Source organism: Cellulomonas sp. T2.31MG-18 (genome assembly GCF_964266755.1).
In the GTDB taxonomy this organism is placed as follows: domain Bacteria; phylum Actinomycetota; class Actinomycetes; order Actinomycetales; family Cellulomonadaceae; genus Cellulomonas.
Window position 1 is genome coordinate 912,825 of the sequence record NZ_CAXWGW010000001.1, and the last position, 17,276, is coordinate 930,100.

A 17,276-nucleotide genomic window follows, 5' to 3' on the forward strand; every position below is an offset into this window, starting at 1 on the left:
GATCTTCATGGCAACCCAGCAGACCGCTCGCCCGGTCACGGCGCTGCTCGGCACCAAGCTCGGCATGACTCAGGTGTGGGACGAGGCAGGCCGCCTCGTCCCCGTCACGGTCGTCGAGGTCGGTACGAACGTCGTGACGCAGGTGCGCTCCGCTGAGGCCGACGGCTACGTCGCGGTGCAGCTGGCCTACGGCCAGATCGACCCGCGCAAGGTCACCAAGCCGCTCAAGGGCCACTTCGAGAAGGCCGGGGTCACCCCCCGCCGGCACGTGGCCGAGATCCGCACGGCGGACGCCGCCGACTACTCGGTCGGCCAGGAGCTGACCGCGACCGCCTTCGAGGCGGGCCAGTCGGTGGACGTCTCCGGCACCACCAAGGGCAAGGGCACCGCCGGTGTGATGAAGCGTCACGGCTTCAAGGGCGTCAGCGCTTCCCACGGTTCGCACCGCAACCACCGCAAGCCCGGCTCGATCGGCGGGGCGTCCACCCCGTCGCGCGTCTTCAAGGGCATGCGGATGGCCGGCCGGATGGGCAACGCCCGTCAGACCGTTCAGAACCTGACCGTGCACGCGGTCGACGCCGAGAGGGGTCTGCTGCTCGTCAAGGGCGCCGTCCCCGGCCCCAAGGGCGGCGTGGTCCTCGTGCGTACCGCTGTGAAGGGTGCGTGACCACGATGAGTGACACGCTGACCGTCGACGTCCTGGACGCCGAGGGCAACAAGGCCGGTACGGCCGACCTGCCCGGCGCCGTCTTCGACGTGCAGACCAACATCCCGCTGATCCACCAGGTCGTCGTCGCGCAGCTCGCTGCGGCGCGCCAGGGCACGCACTCCACGAAGACTCGTGGCGAGGTGTCCGGTGGCGGCAAGAAGCCGTACAAGCAGAAGGGCACCGGCCGCGCCCGTCAGGGCTCGACGCGTGCACCGCAGTTCGCCGGCGGTGGCGTCGTCCACGGCCCGACGCCGCGCGACTACAGCCAGCGGACCCCGAAGAAGATGAAGGCCGCGGCGCTCCGTGGTGCTCTCTCGGACCGCGCCCGTGCCGGCCGCGTGCACGTCGTCTCCGGGTTCGCCCCGGGCGAGGCGCCGTCGACCAAGGCCGCCATCAAGGTGCTCGACAACCTGTCGGGTCGCAAGAACGTCCTGGTGGTCGTCGAGCGGGCGGACGAGATCACGTGGAAGTCGCTGCGCAACGTCGAGCGGGTGCACCTGCTGGTCGCTGACCAGCTGAACACCTACGACGTGCTCGTCAGCGACGACGTGGTGTTCACGCAGGGTGCGCTCGACGCGTTCCTCGCCGGCACCTCGGCCGCCAAGGAGGAGACCAAGTGAGCACCGTCGGCAAGGACCCGCGCGACATCCTGATCGCCCCGGTGGTCTCGGAGAAGAGCTACGGCCTGCTCGACGAGGGCAAGTACACGTTCCTCGTCGACCCGCGGGCCAACAAGACCGAGATCAAGATCGCCGTCGAGCAGGTGTTCGGCGTCAAGGTCGACTCGGTCAACACCGCCAACCGGCAGGGCAAGGCCCGCCGGACCCGGTTCGGCATCGGCCGTCGCAAGGCCACGAAGCGTGCGATCGTCACCCTCCGCGAGGGCTCGATCGACATCTTCGGCGGACCGGTCGGCTGAGCGGCCCGAGAGGACTACTGACATGGGAATCCGTAAGTACAAGCCGACGACGCCGGGCCGTCGTGGCTCGAGCGTGGCCGACTTCGTCGAGCTGACGCGGTCCGAGCCGGAGAAGTCGCTGGTCCGTCCGCTGACCAAGTCGGGCGGTCGCAACTCGACCGGCCGCGTGACCACCCGCCACCACGGCGGCGGCCACAAGCGGGCGTACCGGGTGATCGACTTCCGTCGCCACGACAAGGACGGCGTGCCGGCCAAGGTCGCGCACATCGAGTACGACCCCAACCGCACGGCGCGCATCGCGCTCCTGCACTACGCCGACGGCGAGAAGCGCTACATCCTCGCGCCGAACCGGCTGAACCAGGGCGACCTCGTCGAGGCCGGTGCCACGGCGGACATCAAGCCGGGCAACAACCTGCCGCTGCGCAACATCCCCACCGGCACGATCATCCACGCCATCGAGCTGCGGCCCGGCGGCGGTGCGAAGATCGCCCGCTCCGCGGGTGCCTCGGTGCAGCTCGTCGCCAAGGACGGGCCGTACGCCCAGCTGCGCATGCCGTCCGGTGAGATCCGCAACGTCGACCTGCGCTGCCGCGCGACGATCGGCGAGGTCGGCAACGCCGAGCAGTCGAACATCAACTGGGGCAAGGCCGGCCGCATGCGCTGGAAGGGCAAGCGCCCGACCGTCCGTGGTGTCGCGATGAACCCGATCGACCACCCGCACGGTGGTGGAGAGGGCAAGACGTCCGGTGGCCGTCACCCGGTCAGCCCCTGGGGCCAGCCCGAGGGTCGTACCCGTCGTCCGAACAAGCCGAGCGACAAGCTCATCGTGCGCCGTCGGCGCACCGGCAAGAAGCGCTGATAGGAGCCTGAGATGCCACGCAGCCTGAAGAAGGGCCCGTTCGTCGACGGCCACCTGCAGAAGAAGGTCGACGTCCAGAACACGGCGGGCACGAAGAACGTCATCAAGACGTGGTCGCGCCGCTCGGTCATCACGCCCGAGTTCCTCGGCCACACCTTCGCCGTGCACGACGGCCGCAAGCACACGCCGGTGTTCGTCACCGAGTCGATGGTCGGCCACAAGCTCGGCGAGTTCGCCCCCACGCGGACGTTCCGCGGCCACGAGAAGGACGACCGGAAGGGCCGTCGCCGCTGACCCCCGGGTCGGTGACGACGCCCTGACGGCGCAGACAGAAGGCAGGACAGCGATGGAAGCCATGGCGAAGGCGCGGTTCGTCCGCGTCACGCCCCAGAAGGCCCGGCGCGTCGTGGACCTCGTCCGTGGCAAGCAGGCCAGCGAGGCGGTGGCCGTGCTGCGGTTCGCCCCGCAGGTCGCGGCACAGCCGGTCCTCAAGACCGTGGAGTCGGCGATCGCGAACGCGGTCGAGGGCGCCAAGCGAGCGAGCACGCGGCTCGACGAGGCGAACCTCTACGTCTCCGAGATCTTCGTGGACGAGGGCCCGACGATGAAGCGGTTCCGGCCGCGCGCGCAGGGTCGTGCCGGCCGCATCCTCAAGCGCACGAGCCACATCACCGTGGTGGTCGCCGAGCGCGAGCAGGCGACGGCACAGAGCACGAAGGGACGGGCCCGATAGTGGGACAGAAGGTCAACCCGCTCGGGTACCGCCTGGGCATCACGACCGACCACCGCTCGCGGTGGTTCGCCGACTCGACCAAGACCGGTCAGCGCTACCGCGACTACGTGCGCGAGGACGTGCAGATCCGCAAGCTGATGTCGACGGGCCTCGAGCGCGCCGGCATCGCCAAGGTCGAGATCGAGCGCACCCGTGACCGGGTTCGCGTCGACATCCACACCGCCCGCCCGGGCATCGTCATCGGGCGTCGTGGCGCGGAGGCCGACCGCATCCGCGGCGAGCTGGAGAAGCTCACCGGCAAGCAGGTGCAGCTCAACATCCTCGAGGTCAAGAACGCCGAGATCGAGGCGCAGCTGGTCGCGCAGGGCATCGCCGAGCAGCTCGCCAGCCGCGTGTCGTTCCGTCGCGCCATGCGCAAGGGCATCCAGTCCGCCCAGCGCGCCGGTGCGAAGGGCATCCGCGTGCAGGTCTCCGGCCGCCTCGGCGGTGCGGAGATGAGCCGCACGGAGTTCTACCGCGAGGGTCGGGTGCCGCTGCACACGCTGCGCGCCAACATCGACTACGGCTTCCACGAGGCCCGCACCACCTTCGGCCGCATCGGCGTGAAGGTCTGGGTCTACAAGGGCGACATGACCGAGAAGGAGTTCGCCCGCGAGCAGGCGACGGCGGCTCCCCGCCCGTCGCGTGGTCCGCGTGGCGACCGGGGCGACCGTCCCGAGCGCGGCCCGCGTGCCGGTGCTCGTCGGCCGGAGCGTTCCGAGCAGTCGGACGCGCCCTCGTCGGACACCACCCCTGAGACCGGAACGGAGGCCTGAGCCGTGCTCGTCCCGCGCAGGCTGAAGCACCGCAAGCAGCACCACCCCGGGCGCTCCGGCGCCGCGACCGGTGGCACCTCCATCGCCTTCGGCGACTTCGGCATCCAGGCTCTCGAGCCCGCCTACGTCACCAACCGGCAGATCGAGGCTGCTCGTATCGCCATGACCCGCCACATCAAGCGTGGCGGCAAGGTCTGGATCAACGTGTACCCGGACCGGCCGCTCACCAAGAAGCCCGCCGAGACCCGCATGGGTTCCGGCAAGGGTTCGCCGGAGTGGTGGATCGCCAACGTCAAGCCCGGCCGGGTGCTCTTCGAGCTGGCCGGGGTCCCCGAGGAGCTCGCTCGTGAGGCCATGCGCCGCGCGCAGCACAAGCTCCCGATGAAGACCCGTTTCCTGGTCCGCGAGGGAGGTGCCAGCTGATGGCCGTCGGAACCAAGGACCTCGCGCCGAGCGAGCTGGACGGCTACGACGACGAGCGTCTCGTCGCCGAGCTGAAGAAGGCCAAGGAGGAGCTGTTCAACCTCCGCTTCCAGTCGGCCACGGGCCAGCTGGAGAGCCACGGTCGGCTCAAGGCCGTCCGCCGCGACATCGCCCGGATCTACACGATCCTGCGCGAGCGCGAGCTCGGCATCCGGACCGCCCCGAGCCCGAGCGAGTGAGGATCGCATGAGCACCAAGAACGAGTCGACGACGGCGACGTCCGAGCACCGCGCGTACCGCAAGACGCGCCGGGGCTACGTCGTCAGCGACAAGATGGAGAAGACCGTCGTGGTCGAGGTCGAGGACCGGGTCAAGCACCCGCTCTACGGCAAGGTCATGCGACGTACGAGCAAGGTGAAGGCGCACGACGAGCTCAGCTCGGCGGGCATCGGCGACCTCGTGCTCATCATGGAGACGCGTCCGCTGTCGGCCACCAAGCGGTGGCGCGTGGTCGAGGTCCTCGAGAAGGCCAAGTAGGCAGACAGGCAGTTGCCCACGGGCGGACCCCGGTCCGCGACGTGTGCACCACGGCAACTATCCGTTCGGCCAGGCTCGTCCGTCCGGGAGACCGGGCGGCGAGAACCCGCCAGACGACAGGAGCAGGTAGATGATCCAGCAGGAGACGCGGCTGCGCGTCGCCGACAACACGGGTGCCAAGGAGATCTTGTGCATCCGTGTGCTCGGCGGGTCCGGTCGCCGCTACGCCGGCATCGGTGACGTCATCGTCGCCACGGTGAAGGACGCGATCCCGGGCGGGAACGTGAAGAAGGGCGACGTCGTCAAGGCGGTCGTCGTCCGCACCCGCAAGGAGCGCCGTCGCGCCGACGGTTCGTACATCAAGTTCGACGAGAACGCGGCGGTGATCCTGAAGAACGACGGGGAGCCCCGTGGCACCCGCATCTTCGGTCCGGTCGGTCGCGAGCTCCGCGACAAGAAGTTCATGAAGATCATCTCGCTGGCGCCGGAGGTGCTCTGACCATGGCCAAGATCAAGAAGGGCGACCTCGTCGTCGTCATCTCGGGCCGGGACAAGGGCCAGCAGGGTCGCGTCCTGGAGGTTCTCGTCGAGACCCAGCGCGTGGTCGTCGAGGGCGTGCAGCGGGTGACCAAGCACGTCAAGGCCGGCCAGACCCAGCGCGGCACCCGGACCGGTGGCATCGAGACCGTCGAGGCTCCCATCCACATCAGCAACGTGATGCTGGTCGACCCGGAGACCAAGAAGGGCACCCGGGTGGGCTACCGCACCGAGCAGGTCGAGCGTGACGGTCGCACCCGTACGGTCCGCGTCCGCGTGGCCAAGCGCTCCGGTAAGGACATCTGATGACGCAGACCACCATCGACGCGCCGGCACAGCCGCGGCTGAAGGCGCGCTACAACGCCGAGATCCGTGACGCGCTGCTCAAGCAGTTCGGCCACGAGAACGTCAACCAGGTCGCGCGCCTCGTCAAGGTCGTCGTGAACATGGGCGTCGGCGAGGCCGCGCGGGACTCCAAGCTGATCGACGGAGCCGTCCGCGACCTCACCGCCATCACCGGCCAGAAGCCGCAGGTGACCAAGTCCCGCACCTCGATCGCGCAGTTCAAGCTGCGCGAGGGGATGCCGATCGGCGCGCACGTCACGCTGCGCGGCGACCGGGCCTGGGAGTTCCTGGACCGCCTGCTGTCGATCGCGCTGCCGCGCATCCGCGACTTCCGCGGGCTGTCGGCCAAGCAGTTCGACGGTCACGGCAACTACACGTTCGGTCTGACCGAGCAGTCGGTGTTCCACGAGATCGACCAGGACAACATCGACCGCGTGCGCGGCATGGACATCACGGTCGTCACCACGGCCACCACGGACGACGAGGGACGCGCGTTCCTCAAGGCCCTCGGCTTCCCGTTCAAGGAGGACTGACATGGCGAAGACCGCCCTCGTCAACAAGGCGAACGCCACGCCGAAGTTCGGTGTGCGTGGATACAACCGCTGCCAGCGCTGCGGCCGCCCCCGCTCGGTGTACCGCAAGTTCGGCCTGTGCCGGATCTGCGTGCGCGAGATGGCGCACCGCGGCGAGCTGCCCGGCGTCACCAAGAGCAGCTGGTAACGAACCCTGTAGGAGACAGACGTCGGTAGGTCCCGGTCCCGCAACGGCGGGACCGGGATACCCCGGCGAGAGAGGGGCGACGCCCCATGACCATGACCGACCCGATCGCCGACTTCCTGACGCGGCTGCGCAACGCCAACTCCGCGCACCACGACTCGGTGAGCATCCCGTTCTCGAAGCTGAAGTCGCACATCGCCGAGATCCTGCAGGCCGAGGGCTACATCGCCGGCTGGACCGTCGAGGACGCCGAGGTGGGCAAGAACCTCGTCGTGACCCTGAAGTACGGCCCGCACCGCGAGCGTGCGCTGGCCGGCGTCAAGCGCGTGTCCAAGCCGGGCCTGCGCGTGTACGCCAAGTCGACCAACCTGCCGAAGGTGCTCGGCGGCCTGGGCGTGGCGATCCTGTCCACGTCGTCCGGGCTGCTGACGGACAAGCAGGCCGCCAAGAAGGGCGTGGGTGGGGAAGTCCTCGCCTACGTCTGGTAACGACAGAGACGGAGAGGAGAAGCCCATGTCTCGTATCGGCAGGATCCCCGTCCCGGTCCCGGCCGGCGTCCAGGTCGACATCGACGGCGCCGTGGTGACCGTCAACGGTCCCAAGGGTTCGCTGGTCCACACCGTAGCGGCGCCCATCCAGGTGGCGCGCGACGACGCCGGCGCCCTCGTGGTGTCCCGGCCTGACGACGAGCGCGCGTCGCGCTCGCTGCACGGCCTCACCCGCACGCTCCTGGCCAACATGGTCGTCGGCGTGACGGACGGCTACAGCAAGAAGCTCGAGATCGTCGGTACCGGGTACCGCGTGCAGGCCAAGGGCTCGAACCTCGAGTTCGCCCTGGGCTTCAGCCACCCGGTCACGGTCGAGCCTCCGGATGGCATCACCTTCTCGGTCGAGACCCCCACCAAGTTCACGGTGACGGGCATCGACAAGCAGCAGGTGGGCGAGGTCGCCGCGAACATCCGCAAGATCCGCAAGCCCGAGCCGTACAAGGGCAAGGGCGTCAAGTACGCGGACGAGGTCGTGCGGCGCAAGGTCGGAAAGGCTGGGAAGTAAGCCATGGCGATCAGCATCAAGGGCAAGGGCAAGGCGATCGCGCGCAAGCGCCGTCACCTGCGCCTGCGCAAGAAGGTCGTCGGCACGGCCGCACGTCCGCGCCTCGTCGTCACCCGCTCCACGCGTCACATCACGGCCCAGGTCGTGGACGACGCCGTGGGCCGGACGCTCGTCTCCGCGTCGACCCTCGAGGTCGACCTCCGCGGCGCCGAGGGCGACAAGTCGGCCAAGGCCCGCAAGGTCGGCGAGCTCATCGCCGAGCGCGCGAAGGCCGCCGGCATCGAGGCCGTCGTGTTCGACCGCGGCGGCAACAAGTACCACGGTCGCGTGGCCGCGGTCGCCGACGGTGCCCGCGAGGGAGGCCTGACGCTGTGACCACGACGCACGTCCAGACGAAGAAGAGGATCCACTGATGGCTGCACCTGCACGCAGCAACACCGGTGCCCAGGGTGGCGCCGGCGGCGACCGCCGCGATGGTGGCCGCCGGGACGGCGGCCGTCGGCAGGACGCCGCTGAGAAGAGCGCGTTCGTCGAGCGCGTCGTGACGATCAACCGTGTGGCCAAGGTCGTCAAGGGTGGTCGTCGCTTCAGCTTCACCGCGCTCGTCGTGGTGGGCGACGGCGACGGCACCGTCGGCGTCGGCTACGGCAAGGCCAAGGAGGTGCCCGCGGCGATCGCCAAGGGTGTCGAGGAGGCGAAGAAGAACTTCTTCCGCGTCCCGCGCATCCAGGGCACCATCCCGCACCCCGTCCAGGGTGAGGCCGCTGCCGGTGTCGTCTTCCTGCGTCCCGCTTCGCCGGGTACCGGTGTGATCGCCGGTGGTCCGGTGCGCGCGGTGCTGGAGTGCGCCGGCATCCACGACGTGCTGAGCAAGTCGCTCGGGTCGTCCAACTCCATCAACATCGTGCACGCGACCGTTGCCGCCCTGCGCGGCCTCGAGGAGCCGGCCGCCGTGGCAGCACGCCGCGGGCTCCCCCTCGAGCACGTCGTGCCGGCCCCGCTCCTGCGGGCGCAGGCCGCCGGTCGTGCCGCTGCGACGGCTGCGAAGGTCGGTGCGTGATGGCACGACTCAAGGTGACCCAGACCAGGTCCGCCATCGGCGGCAAGCAGAACCAGCGCGACACGCTGCGCACCCTGGGCCTGAAGCGGATCGGTGATGTGGTCGTCAAGGAGGACCGTCCCGAGATCCGCGGCATGGTCCGCACGGTGACGCACCTCGTCGCGGTCGAGGAGGTCGAGTGACCATGGCCGACGAGAAGAAGGCTGACGAGACGACCGAGGCGAAGGCCCCGGCGAAGAAGGCTGCGGCGGCGAAGGCCGCCCCTGCCAAGGCGTCGAAGGCAGCGGCTGAGAAGCCCGCTGCCGAGAAGCCGGCTGCTGCCAAGGCGGAGAAGGCGACCAAGGCCGAGAAGACCGAGAAGGTCGCCAAGGCTCCGGCGAAGGCCAAGGCCACGCCTGCGGTCTCGGCCGCGGCGAAGGAGGCGGCCGAGGCCGCCGCCGTCCCCGGCGCGGGTGGCACGCTGCGCGTGCACCACCTGCGGCCGGCCCCGGGCGCGAAGACCGCCAAGACCCGTGTGGGTCGTGGTGAGGCGTCCAAGGGCAAGTCCGCCGGTCGCGGCACCAAGGGCACGAAGGCCCGGTACCAGGTGCCCGAGCGGTTCGAGGGTGGCCAGATGCCGATGCACATGCGCCTTCCCAAGCTGCGCGGGTTCACCAACCCGTTCCGTGTCGAGTACCAGGTGGTCAACCTCGACCGCCTCTCGGAGCTCTACCCGGACGGGGGCGACGTCACCGTCGCGGACCTGGTGGCCAAGGGCGCTGTCCGCAAGGGCAAGCCGGTCAAGGTGCTCGGCGACGGTGAGCTGACGGTCAAGGTCTCCGTGGCCGTGGACGCTCTGTCCGCGTCCGCGAAGGACAAGATCGTCGCTGCCGGCGGGACCGTCGCGCAGGACTGATTCGATCCGGAACGGGGCCGGTGGCGAGACCCTCGCTCACCGGCCCCGTTCCGGCACCCTGGGCCATCCGTTAGGGTTCCCCAGGTGCCTGCGACGCGTCGCAGGCGGCCCGGCCGGAGTGCTCCGGCCGGACGAGATGCCGCCGACGGGCGGTGCCAGGAGGACAGGTGCTCAGCGCATTCGTGCGGGCGTTCCGTACGCCCGACCTGCGGCGCAAGCTGCTCTTCACCATCGCGATCATGGTGGTGTTCCGGATCGGGTCGTTCCTCCCGACGCCCGGGGTGTCGTACCCCAACGTCCAGGCCTGCATCAAGCAGACGGCCAGCAACGACCTGCTCGGCATCGTCAACCTGTTCAGCGGCGGAGCCCTGCTCCAGCTGTCGGTGTTCTCGCTCGGGATCATGCCCTACATCACCGCGAGCATCATCGTGCAGCTGCTGCGCGTGGTGATCCCCAAGTTCGAGGAGCTGTACCAGGAGGGCCAGGCGGGTCAGTCGCGGCTCACCCAGTACACCCGGTACCTCACCATCGGCCTGGCGATCCTGCAGTCGACGACGATCATCGCGGTCGCCCGGTCCGGCAACCTGTTCCAGGGCTGCACGCAGAGCGTGATCCCCAACAGCAGCTGGGTGACCATGCTCGTCATGGTCATCACGATGACCGCCGGTACCGGCCTGATCATGTGGCTCGGCGAGCTCATCACGGAGCGTGGCGTCGGCAACGGCATGTCCCTGCTGATCTTCACCTCGATCGCCGCGCGGTTCCCCTCGAACATGTGGTCGATCGCCGGCGGCAACGGCGGCGTGAGCAAGTTCATCGTGGTGCTCGCGATCATCGTGCTGGTCATCGCGCTCGTCGTCTTCGTCGAGCAGTCCCAGCGGCGCATCCCGGTGCAGTACGCCAAGCGGATGGTCGGCCGGAAGATGTACGGCGGCTCCAGCACGTACATCCCGATCAAGATCAACATGTCGGGCGTGATCCCGATCATCTTCGCGTCGTCGCTGCTGCAGGTGCCGGTGCTGCTGGCCCAGTTCGGCAACCAGACGACCGGCTGGGTGAAGTGGGTCGGCAAGTACCTCGCCAGTTCCAGTGCCCCCTTGCACATGGTGATCTACACGCTGCTGATCATCTTCTTCTGCTACTTCTACACGGCCATCACGTTCAACCCGGACGAGGTCGCCGACAACATGAAGAAGTACGGCGGCTTCATCCCCGGCATCCGTGCGGGACGTCCGACGGCCGAGTACCTCGACTACGTGATCACCCGCATCACGGCTCCCGGCTCGATCTACCTGGCCTTCGTGGCGCTGGTGCCGACCGTGGCGTTCGCCCTGATGAAGGTCGGCGGCAACATCCCCTTCGGCGGGTCGTCGATCCTGATCATCGTGGGCGTCGGTCTGGAGACGGTGAAGCAGATCGAGTCCCAGCTGCAGCAGCGGCACTACGAAGGGTTCCTGCGGTGAGCGTCCGCCTGGTCCTGTTCGGTCCTCCCGGTGCCGGCAAGGGCACGCAGGCCGCGCGCATCTGCGACAAGCTCGGCGTCCCCGCGATCTCCACGGGCGACATCTTCCGCAGCAACATCAAGGGCGGGACCGAGCTCGGGCGACGGGTCGTGGAGTACACCTCCGTGGGCGCGCTGGTCCCGGACGAGCTGACGGACGAGCTGGTCCGTGCCCGCCTCGCGGAGCCCGACGCGGCCGAGGGCTTCCTGCTCGACGGGTACCCGCGGAACCTCGCCCAGGTCGATGCGCTCGACGCGATCCTCGCCGACGCCGGCCGGGCTCTCGACGTGGTCGTGGAGATCACCGCCGATGCCGAGGTCGTCGTGGAGCGTCTGCTGAAGCGCGCCCAGATCGAGGGTCGGGTGGACGACACGGAGGACGTGATCCGCCACAGGCTCGACGTCTACGCCGACCAGACCGCGCCGCTGTCGGGCGTGTACGCCGAGCGTGGGCTGCTGGTGCGGGTCGACGGGCTCGGCGAGATCGACGAGGTGACCGACCGCCTGCTCGCGGCGATCGAGCCCGCGCTGCATCACTGACCGGCGTGGCCGGCCGGGAGCGGATCGAGCTGAAGTCGCTCGACGAGGTATGCGCCATGCGGCGCGCGGGGCTCGTCGTCGCGGCGGCGCTGGCGGAGGTGCGGGCCGCGCTCGTACCCGGTGCGACCACGGCCCAGCTCGACGCCGTGGCGGCACGGGTGATCGCCTCGTCGGGTGCCACGCCGTCCTTCCTCGGGTACGAGGGGTATCCGGCGACGATCTGCGTCTCGGTGAACGACGAGGTGGTCCACAGCATCCCGGGGGAGCGGGTGGTCCGCTCGGGCGACCTCGTGTCCGTCGACTGCGGCGCGATCGTGGACGGATGGCACGGCGACAGCGCCTTCAGCACGGTGGTCGGCGAGGGCGATCCTGCCGACGAGGCGCTGGTCGCGACGACCGAGGCGGCGATGTGGGCCGGCATCGCCGCTCTTGCCGGCGGGGACCGCATCGGTGTGGTCGGGGAGGCCGTGGAGAACCTGGTCGACTCGGGTCCGGTGCGCTACGGGATCGTGCAGGACTACGTCGGGCACGGCATCGGCACCGCGATGCACCAGCCACCCGACGTGCCGAACTATCGGTTTCGACCGAGGGGGCACCGGGTGACGCCCGGCATGGTGCTGGCCGTCGAGCCGATGCTGACGCGCGGTTCGGGTGACACGCACGAGCTCGCCGACGGGTGGACGGTGGTGACGGACGACGGGTCCCGGGCCGCGCACTGGGAGCACACCGTCGCGGTGCTGGAGGGGGCGCTCTGGGTGCTCACGGCCGAGGACGGCGGCGCGGCCCGTCTCGGCGAGCGGGGAGTGCGGACCGCGACGCCGGGCTGAGAGCGCCGAGCTGGATCACCTGATCGGGTGGCATTCCCGTTGAGGCTGGTCAGGGCTGTGGATTGCCCACATCGGTCCGGTATGTCCGATATGGTCGCTCGCGCGGGAAGGATCCCGCCACGGGCCAGGGGGCGCGAGCGCGTGCGTCACGCACGCAGCGGCACTGGTGCTCGCGTTCCCCGGCAGGTGCCTCAGCGCTGACGCCTGCCCGCATCGATGGGTGGACCATGCTGCGCAGTTCTCGTCATGGAAGCTCCGTCCCCCGCCGCGGCCTCAGAGCTGCAGCGGCCGTGCTCACCGGGACGGTGATGATGATCGGCCTCGCCACGGGTGCGTCGGCCGCGGCCAGCTGTGTGGACGCGGGCGGTGGGGGGCAGGACGAGTCCCAGGGAGTCCCTGCGCATCCGTTCCCCCCGCGTGGTGGCACGCATGCCGCACCCGCGACCGCGACCGGCGCGTACGTCTACCGCAAGCGCGACGCCAGCCGGCCCGCGTCCTGGAAGAACTCCACGCAGCAGTACCTGGTGGCGACCTGGTCGGGCGCCGAGTACCGCCCGGTGACGCTCGACCAGGTTCGGACCGCGCTGGCCGTGGCGGGTGTCGAGCTGTGCGGCTCCGGCTGGGCGGTGCAGGAGGACCAGGCGTACGGCACGGAGTCGTTGTTCACCGACACCCCGGCGCCGAGCTACCCGAAGATGACCATCGGCTGGCCACCGATCTTCGCCGCGCAGCACTGGACCCTGGACAAGCTCGTCGAGGTCCCTGCGTGCGCCTCGGCCACAGCCGTCCCGACCCCGACGCCGACCACCACGCCGAAGGCGCCCGCCGCACCCGTCGTCGTCCCGACCGAGACGCCCGGACCGGTCGAGACGATCCCCACCGTCGGCCCGAGCCGTGCGGCCACGACCGCGCCCACGGCGTCCGCGAGCGCGACAGTCGCTCCGGCGGCGACCCCGAGTGCCACGGCTGCACCGGTCGCGACGCCGAAGCCGAGCGCTTCTTCCTCGCGGGACGTCGTCGACGTCGTGCTGTCCGCGCCGGACTCCACCCAGAGCGCCAGCCCACAGGTCGTCAGCGCCGTGCTGGCAGCCGAGGACCGCACCGGCTCGTTGGCGCAGACCGGTGCGGCGCCGATCGGTGTCGCAGTCGCAGCGGTCGTGCTCGTGGCAGCAGGCGTGCTTCTGCTGGTGCTCCGCCGTCGCGGCGCGATGCGATGAGGCCGGCGGCGCCGCACCTCTCCTGACGCAGGTGCGCGGCGCGCCACCGGTCCGTGCCCGACGGCCGTGGCGCGCCGCCGACGTACCCGGCACCCGGATGTCGCGGGCGGGTGTGCCGGGGCTCTCACCGGGCCGGTTTCCCGGGGTGCGGCCGATGGCGTAGGATCGCCCGTTGGGTGTGCGTCATCCTGCGCTGCGGCGTGGGCGGGCAAGGTCGTCATCCCCCGCCCTGTCTGGACGGGGAGACCGGCAGCACCCTCCACGATGGCACGAGTCGCCGGGGCGTCAGCTCTGGCGGGTCGCGTGTCGTGGGTCGACACGTACGGACCGACAGGCAGCGGAGGACATGGCAAAGAAGGACGGTGTCATCGAGATCGAGGGCTCGGTGGTCGAGGCTCTGCCGAACGCGATGTTCCGCGTCGAGCTGAGCAACGGGCACAAGGTTCTCGCCCACATCTCGGGCAAGATGCGTCAGCACTACATCCGGATCCTCCCCGAGGACCGCGTCGTGGTGGAGCTGAGCCCGTACGACCTGTCCCGCGGGCGCATCGTCTACCGCTACAAGTAATCACCACTCGACCACGCCGTCTCACCTGCGAGGGTGCCCGGCGGCGGAGGGAACCATGAAGGTCAAGCCGAGCGTCAAGAAGATCTGCGACAAGTGCAAGGTGATCCGCCGGCACGGTCGCGTCATGGTGATCTGCGAGAACCAGCGCCACAAGCAGCGCCAGGGCTGAGCAGCCACCAGCACCACCCCGGGTCCCGGTGACGGGACCCGATCAGCGCACCGCCGCACCGGTCGCCGTCGTGCAGACGTCGGCACCGGTGACACCCCCGGCTCGGAGGCCGGGGCCCGCAGGCTCGCGGGAGGACGGTGCGGCAGACCTCCGACGAAGTTGCAGGAGCCACCAGGCACATGGCACGTCTCATCGGCGTCGACCTCCCCCGCGAGAAGCGGCTCGAGGTTGCGCTCACCTACATCTACGGGGTCGGCCGCACGCGTGCGACCGAGACCCTGAAGGCGACCGGCATCAGCCCGGACGTCCGCGTCAAGGACCTCGGGGACGCGGAGCTCGTCGCTCTGCGCGACTACCTCGAGGGCAACTACAAGCTCGAGGGTGACCTGCGGCGCGAGGTCGCCGCCGACATCCGCCGCAAGGTCGAGATCGGCTGCTACCAGGGGCTGCGCCACCGCCGCGGCCTGCCGGTGCGTGGTCAGCGCACCAAGACCAACGCCCGCACCCGCAAGGGCCCCAAGCGCACCGTCGCCGGCAAGAAGAAGGCCGGGCGCAAGTAGCCCGCCCGTCGTCGGACGACCCGCAGACCCCGAGAGAAGAAGCAGATGCCCCCCAAGACCCGCACCAGCTCCGTGCGCAAGCCGCGCCGCAAGGAGAAGAAGAACGTCTCCCACGGCCAGGCGCACATCAAGAGCACCTTCAACAACACGATCGTCTCCATCACCGACCCGTCCGGCGCCGTGATCGCCTGGGCGTCGGGCGGCGACGTCGGCTTCAAGGGCTCGCGCAAGTCGACCCCGTTCGCCGCGGGCCTGGCGGCCGAGGCCGCCGCGCGCAAGGCGCAGGAGCACGGCATGCGCAAGGTCGACGTGTTCGTCAAGGGTCCCGGCTCCGGCCGTGAGACCGCGATCCGCTCGCTGCAGTCGGCGGGCCTCGAGGTCGGCTCGATCCAGGACGTGACGCCGCAGGCCCACAACGGCTGCCGTCCGCCGAAGCGCCGTCGCGTCTGAGCTCGATCGCACCGGTCCGTGCCCTGTCGCACGGACCGGTGCGCCGACCGCGCCGGTGGACCGAGACCGCGCGCGGTCATTGCACGTCACTGCGGAGCGTCATATGGCGGACGCCCGCTGAGAGGAACCCCACCGTGCTGATCGCACAGCGCCCCACCCTGACCGAAGAGGTCATCTCGGAGCACCGCTCGCGGTTCTCCATCGAGCCGCTGGAGCCGGGCTTCGGCTACACGCTCGGCAACTCCCTGCGCCGGACGCTCCTGTCGTCCATCCCGGGTGCGGCCGTGACCAGCATCCGCATCGACGGCGTGCTGCACGAGTTCTCCACCGTGCCGGGGGTCAAGGAGGACGTCACCGAGCTGATCCTCAACATCAAGAACCTGGTCGTCTCCTCCGAGAACGACGAGCCGGTGGTCATGTACCTGCGCAAGCAGGGTGCCGGTCAGGTGACCGCGGCGGACATCGTCCCGCCGGCCGGTGTCGAGGTGCACAACCCCGAGCTGCACCTGGCGACGCTGAACGACAAGGGCAAGCTCGAGATCGAGCTGACCGTCGAGCGTGGCCGTGGCTACGTCTCCGCCAGCCAGAACAAGTCGTTCGACACCGAGATCGGCCGGATCCCCGTCGACTCGATCTACTCGCCGGTGCTCAAGGTGACCTACAAGGTCGAGGCGACCCGCGTCGAGCAGCGCACCGACTTCGACAAGCTGATCGTGGACGTCGAGACCAAGCCGGCGATCAGCCCGCGCGACGCGCTGGCCTCCGCCGGCAAGACGCTGGTCGAGCTGTTCGGGCTGGCCCGCGAGCTCAACGTCGAGGCCGAGGGCATCGAGATCGGCCCGTCGCCGACGGACGCCGCGCTCGCCGCCGACCTGGCGCTGCCGATCGAGGACCTCCAGCTGACCATCCGGTCGTACAACTGCCTCAAGCGCGAGGGCATCCACACGGTGGGCGAGCTCGTCGCACGGTCCGAGGCCGACCTGCTCGACATCCGCAACTTCGGTGCGAAGTCCATCACCGAGGTCAAGGAGAAGCTGGCCGAGCTGGGACTGAGCCTGAAGGACAGCCCGATCGACTTCGACGCGACGGCCGGTGCCGGCTACTACGCCGACGACGAGGTCGACTTCAGCGAGGACGAGCAGTACTGACGCCGGGGAACGCGCCGGCCCGTCGCTCGACGGGCCGCGCGCGTCGACCATCACCAGAACTCAAGGAGTAGAGACCATGCCCACGCCCACCAAGGGACCCCGGCTCGGTGGCGGACCGGCTCACGAGCGGCTGATCCTCGCGAACCTCGCGACGCAGCTGTTCGAGCACCAGCGTGTCACGACGACGGAGGCCAAGGCCAAGCGCCTGCGCCCCCTCGCCGAGCGGCTCATCACGTTCGCCAAGCGCGGCGACCTGCACGCCCGTCGTCGGGTGATGACGGTCGTCAAGGACAAGGGCGTCGTGCACGTCCTGTTCACGGAGATCGCACCCGCGGTCGCCGAGCGTCAGGGTGGCTACACGCGCATCACCAAGATCGGCGCCCGCAAGGGTGACAACGCGCCGATGGCGGTCATCGAGCTGGTGCTCGAGCCGCTCTCGCCGAAGCAGGCCGTCGTGAAGGAGGCGACGCGCGCGACCGCCAAGGCGGCACCCGCGGCCGCGCCGGTCGCCGCCGCTCCGGTCGAGGAGAGCGAGACCCCGGTCGAGGAGTCCGCGGCTGTCGCCGAGGAGACCCCGAACGAGCCTGCCGCCGACACGGCCGCCGACGACGCCCCCGAGAGCGACGCCGACAAGGCCTGATCCGCAGCACCGCAGCACCACACGAGAGCCCGGGACATCCGCAGAGGGGATGTC

Annotated in this window: 30 protein-coding genes; all 30 read left to right on the plus strand. The window is 69.8% G+C overall.

From position 1 onward, the window contains the following. Window positions 1–7: 7 nt before the first annotated feature. On the plus strand, window positions 8–667 hold the full coding sequence (gene rplC, locus ACFQTY_RS04205; protein WP_291758114.1) for a 50S ribosomal protein L3: 660 nt from the start codon (window positions 8–10) through the stop codon (window positions 665–667). A 5-nt stretch (window positions 668–672) separates the two neighbouring features. Beyond that, window positions 673–1,329 (plus strand): 50S ribosomal protein L4, encoded by a 657-nt coding sequence (gene rplD, locus ACFQTY_RS04210; RefSeq protein ID WP_378097677.1) that lies wholly within the window; start codon window positions 673–675, stop codon window positions 1,327–1,329. Further along, window positions 1,326–1,628: a 50S ribosomal protein L23 gene (gene rplW / locus ACFQTY_RS04215; RefSeq protein ID WP_299166694.1), complete on the plus strand. Its 303-nt coding sequence runs from the start codon at window positions 1,326–1,328 to the stop codon at window positions 1,626–1,628. Before rplD ends, rplW begins: the two co-directional genes overlap by 4 nt. A gap of 22 nt (window positions 1,629–1,650) precedes the next feature. Next, a complete protein-coding gene (gene rplB / locus ACFQTY_RS04220) occupies window positions 1,651–2,487 on the plus strand; it encodes a 50S ribosomal protein L2 (RefSeq protein ID WP_263729695.1) in 837 nt (278 codons plus the stop codon). A gap of 12 nt (window positions 2,488–2,499) precedes the next feature. Next, window positions 2,500–2,781: a 30S ribosomal protein S19 gene (gene rpsS / locus ACFQTY_RS04225; RefSeq protein ID WP_263729694.1), complete on the plus strand. Its 282-nt coding sequence runs from the start codon at window positions 2,500–2,502 to the stop codon at window positions 2,779–2,781. Window positions 2,782–2,833: 52 nt separating this feature from the next. Continuing rightward, complete coding sequence (gene rplV, locus ACFQTY_RS04230; protein ID WP_263729693.1) at window positions 2,834–3,220, plus strand: 50S ribosomal protein L22; 387 nt, start codon at window positions 2,834–2,836, stop codon at window positions 3,218–3,220. After that, complete coding sequence (gene rpsC / locus ACFQTY_RS04235) at window positions 3,220–4,035, plus strand: 30S ribosomal protein S3 (RefSeq protein ID WP_263729692.1); 816 nt, start codon at window positions 3,220–3,222, stop codon at window positions 4,033–4,035. Before rplV ends, rpsC begins: the two co-directional genes overlap by 1 nt. Before the next feature lie 3 nt (window positions 4,036–4,038). After that, on the plus strand, window positions 4,039–4,458 hold the full coding sequence (gene rplP, locus ACFQTY_RS04240; RefSeq protein WP_263729691.1) for a 50S ribosomal protein L16: 420 nt from the start codon (window positions 4,039–4,041) through the stop codon (window positions 4,456–4,458). Continuing rightward, window positions 4,458–4,697: a 50S ribosomal protein L29 gene (gene rpmC / locus ACFQTY_RS04245; protein WP_263729690.1), complete on the plus strand. Its 240-nt coding sequence runs from the start codon at window positions 4,458–4,460 to the stop codon at window positions 4,695–4,697. The genes rplP and rpmC overlap by 1 nt, the downstream gene beginning before the upstream one ends. Before the next feature lie 7 nt (window positions 4,698–4,704). Then, window positions 4,705–4,995: a 30S ribosomal protein S17 gene (rpsQ, locus tag ACFQTY_RS04250; protein ID WP_263729689.1), complete on the plus strand. Its 291-nt coding sequence runs from the start codon at window positions 4,705–4,707 to the stop codon at window positions 4,993–4,995. A gap of 130 nt (window positions 4,996–5,125) precedes the next feature. Beyond that, complete coding sequence (gene rplN / locus ACFQTY_RS04255; RefSeq protein ID WP_263729688.1) at window positions 5,126–5,494, plus strand: 50S ribosomal protein L14; 369 nt, start codon at window positions 5,126–5,128, stop codon at window positions 5,492–5,494. A gap of 2 nt (window positions 5,495–5,496) precedes the next feature. After that, on the plus strand, window positions 5,497–5,838 hold the full coding sequence (gene rplX / locus ACFQTY_RS04260) for a 50S ribosomal protein L24 (RefSeq protein ID WP_263729687.1): 342 nt from the start codon (window positions 5,497–5,499) through the stop codon (window positions 5,836–5,838). Beyond that, window positions 5,838–6,410 (plus strand): 50S ribosomal protein L5, encoded by a 573-nt coding sequence (rplE, locus tag ACFQTY_RS04265; protein WP_263729685.1) that lies wholly within the window; start codon window positions 5,838–5,840, stop codon window positions 6,408–6,410. The genes rplX and rplE overlap by 1 nt, the downstream gene beginning before the upstream one ends. Before the next feature lies 1 nt (window position 6,411). Beyond that, complete coding sequence (locus ACFQTY_RS04270) at window positions 6,412–6,597, plus strand: type Z 30S ribosomal protein S14 (RefSeq protein ID WP_263729684.1); 186 nt, start codon at window positions 6,412–6,414, stop codon at window positions 6,595–6,597. 86 nt (window positions 6,598–6,683) lie between these two features. Continuing rightward, window positions 6,684–7,082, plus strand: coding sequence for a 30S ribosomal protein S8 (gene rpsH, locus ACFQTY_RS04275; RefSeq protein ID WP_263729683.1), 399 nt, complete (start codon window positions 6,684–6,686; stop codon window positions 7,080–7,082). Between the two features lie 25 nt (window positions 7,083–7,107). Beyond that, window positions 7,108–7,647, plus strand: a complete 540-nt coding sequence (gene rplF, locus ACFQTY_RS04280; RefSeq protein WP_263729682.1) for a 50S ribosomal protein L6 — start codon at window positions 7,108–7,110, stop codon at window positions 7,645–7,647. 3 nt (window positions 7,648–7,650) lie between these two features. Continuing rightward, window positions 7,651–8,022, plus strand: a complete 372-nt coding sequence (gene rplR, locus ACFQTY_RS04285) for a 50S ribosomal protein L18 (protein WP_263729681.1) — start codon at window positions 7,651–7,653, stop codon at window positions 8,020–8,022. A 37-nt stretch (window positions 8,023–8,059) separates the two neighbouring features. Continuing rightward, entirely contained in the window at window positions 8,060–8,707 is a 648-nt protein-coding gene (rpsE, locus tag ACFQTY_RS04290) for a 30S ribosomal protein S5 (RefSeq protein ID WP_291757903.1), read from the plus strand. Next, entirely contained in the window at window positions 8,707–8,889 is a 183-nt protein-coding gene (gene rpmD, locus ACFQTY_RS04295) for a 50S ribosomal protein L30 (RefSeq protein ID WP_263729677.1), read from the plus strand. The genes rpsE and rpmD overlap by 1 nt, the downstream gene beginning before the upstream one ends. A gap of 2 nt (window positions 8,890–8,891) precedes the next feature. Then, entirely contained in the window at window positions 8,892–9,602 is a 711-nt protein-coding gene (gene rplO, locus ACFQTY_RS04300) for a 50S ribosomal protein L15 (RefSeq protein ID WP_378099108.1), read from the plus strand. A 167-nt stretch (window positions 9,603–9,769) separates the two neighbouring features. Then, window positions 9,770–11,065, plus strand: coding sequence for a preprotein translocase subunit SecY (secY, locus tag ACFQTY_RS04305; RefSeq protein ID WP_263729676.1), 1,296 nt, complete (start codon window positions 9,770–9,772; stop codon window positions 11,063–11,065). Then, window positions 11,062–11,643: an adenylate kinase gene (locus tag ACFQTY_RS04310; protein ID WP_378097693.1), complete on the plus strand. Its 582-nt coding sequence runs from the start codon at window positions 11,062–11,064 to the stop codon at window positions 11,641–11,643. Before secY ends, ACFQTY_RS04310 begins: the two co-directional genes overlap by 4 nt. A 5-nt stretch (window positions 11,644–11,648) precedes the next feature. Further along, window positions 11,649–12,470 (plus strand): type I methionyl aminopeptidase, encoded by an 822-nt coding sequence (gene map, locus ACFQTY_RS04315; protein WP_378097696.1) that lies wholly within the window; start codon window positions 11,649–11,651, stop codon window positions 12,468–12,470. 290 nt (window positions 12,471–12,760) lie between these two features. Further along, window positions 12,761–13,687, plus strand: a complete 927-nt coding sequence (locus tag ACFQTY_RS04320; protein WP_378097699.1) for a hypothetical protein — start codon at window positions 12,761–12,763, stop codon at window positions 13,685–13,687. A 346-nt stretch (window positions 13,688–14,033) separates the two neighbouring features. Beyond that, window positions 14,034–14,255, plus strand: coding sequence for a translation initiation factor IF-1 (infA, locus tag ACFQTY_RS04325; protein ID WP_029290613.1), 222 nt, complete (start codon window positions 14,034–14,036; stop codon window positions 14,253–14,255). 55 nt (window positions 14,256–14,310) lie between these two features. Beyond that, window positions 14,311–14,424, plus strand: coding sequence for a 50S ribosomal protein L36 (gene rpmJ, locus ACFQTY_RS04330; RefSeq protein ID WP_088289657.1), 114 nt, complete (start codon window positions 14,311–14,313; stop codon window positions 14,422–14,424). A 179-nt stretch (window positions 14,425–14,603) separates the two neighbouring features. Continuing rightward, a complete protein-coding gene (gene rpsM / locus ACFQTY_RS04335; protein WP_263729672.1) occupies window positions 14,604–14,984 on the plus strand; it encodes a 30S ribosomal protein S13 in 381 nt (126 codons plus the stop codon). Window positions 14,985–15,029: 45 nt separating this feature from the next. Then, complete coding sequence (gene rpsK / locus ACFQTY_RS04340) at window positions 15,030–15,434, plus strand: 30S ribosomal protein S11 (protein WP_291757892.1); 405 nt, start codon at window positions 15,030–15,032, stop codon at window positions 15,432–15,434. Window positions 15,435–15,568: 134 nt separating this feature from the next. Next, complete coding sequence (locus tag ACFQTY_RS04345) at window positions 15,569–16,582, plus strand: DNA-directed RNA polymerase subunit alpha (RefSeq protein ID WP_291757890.1); 1,014 nt, start codon at window positions 15,569–15,571, stop codon at window positions 16,580–16,582. 76 nt (window positions 16,583–16,658) lie between these two features. Beyond that, on the plus strand, window positions 16,659–17,222 hold the full coding sequence (gene rplQ, locus ACFQTY_RS04350) for a 50S ribosomal protein L17 (RefSeq protein ID WP_378097706.1): 564 nt from the start codon (window positions 16,659–16,661) through the stop codon (window positions 17,220–17,222). Window positions 17,223–17,276 lie beyond the last annotated feature (54 nt).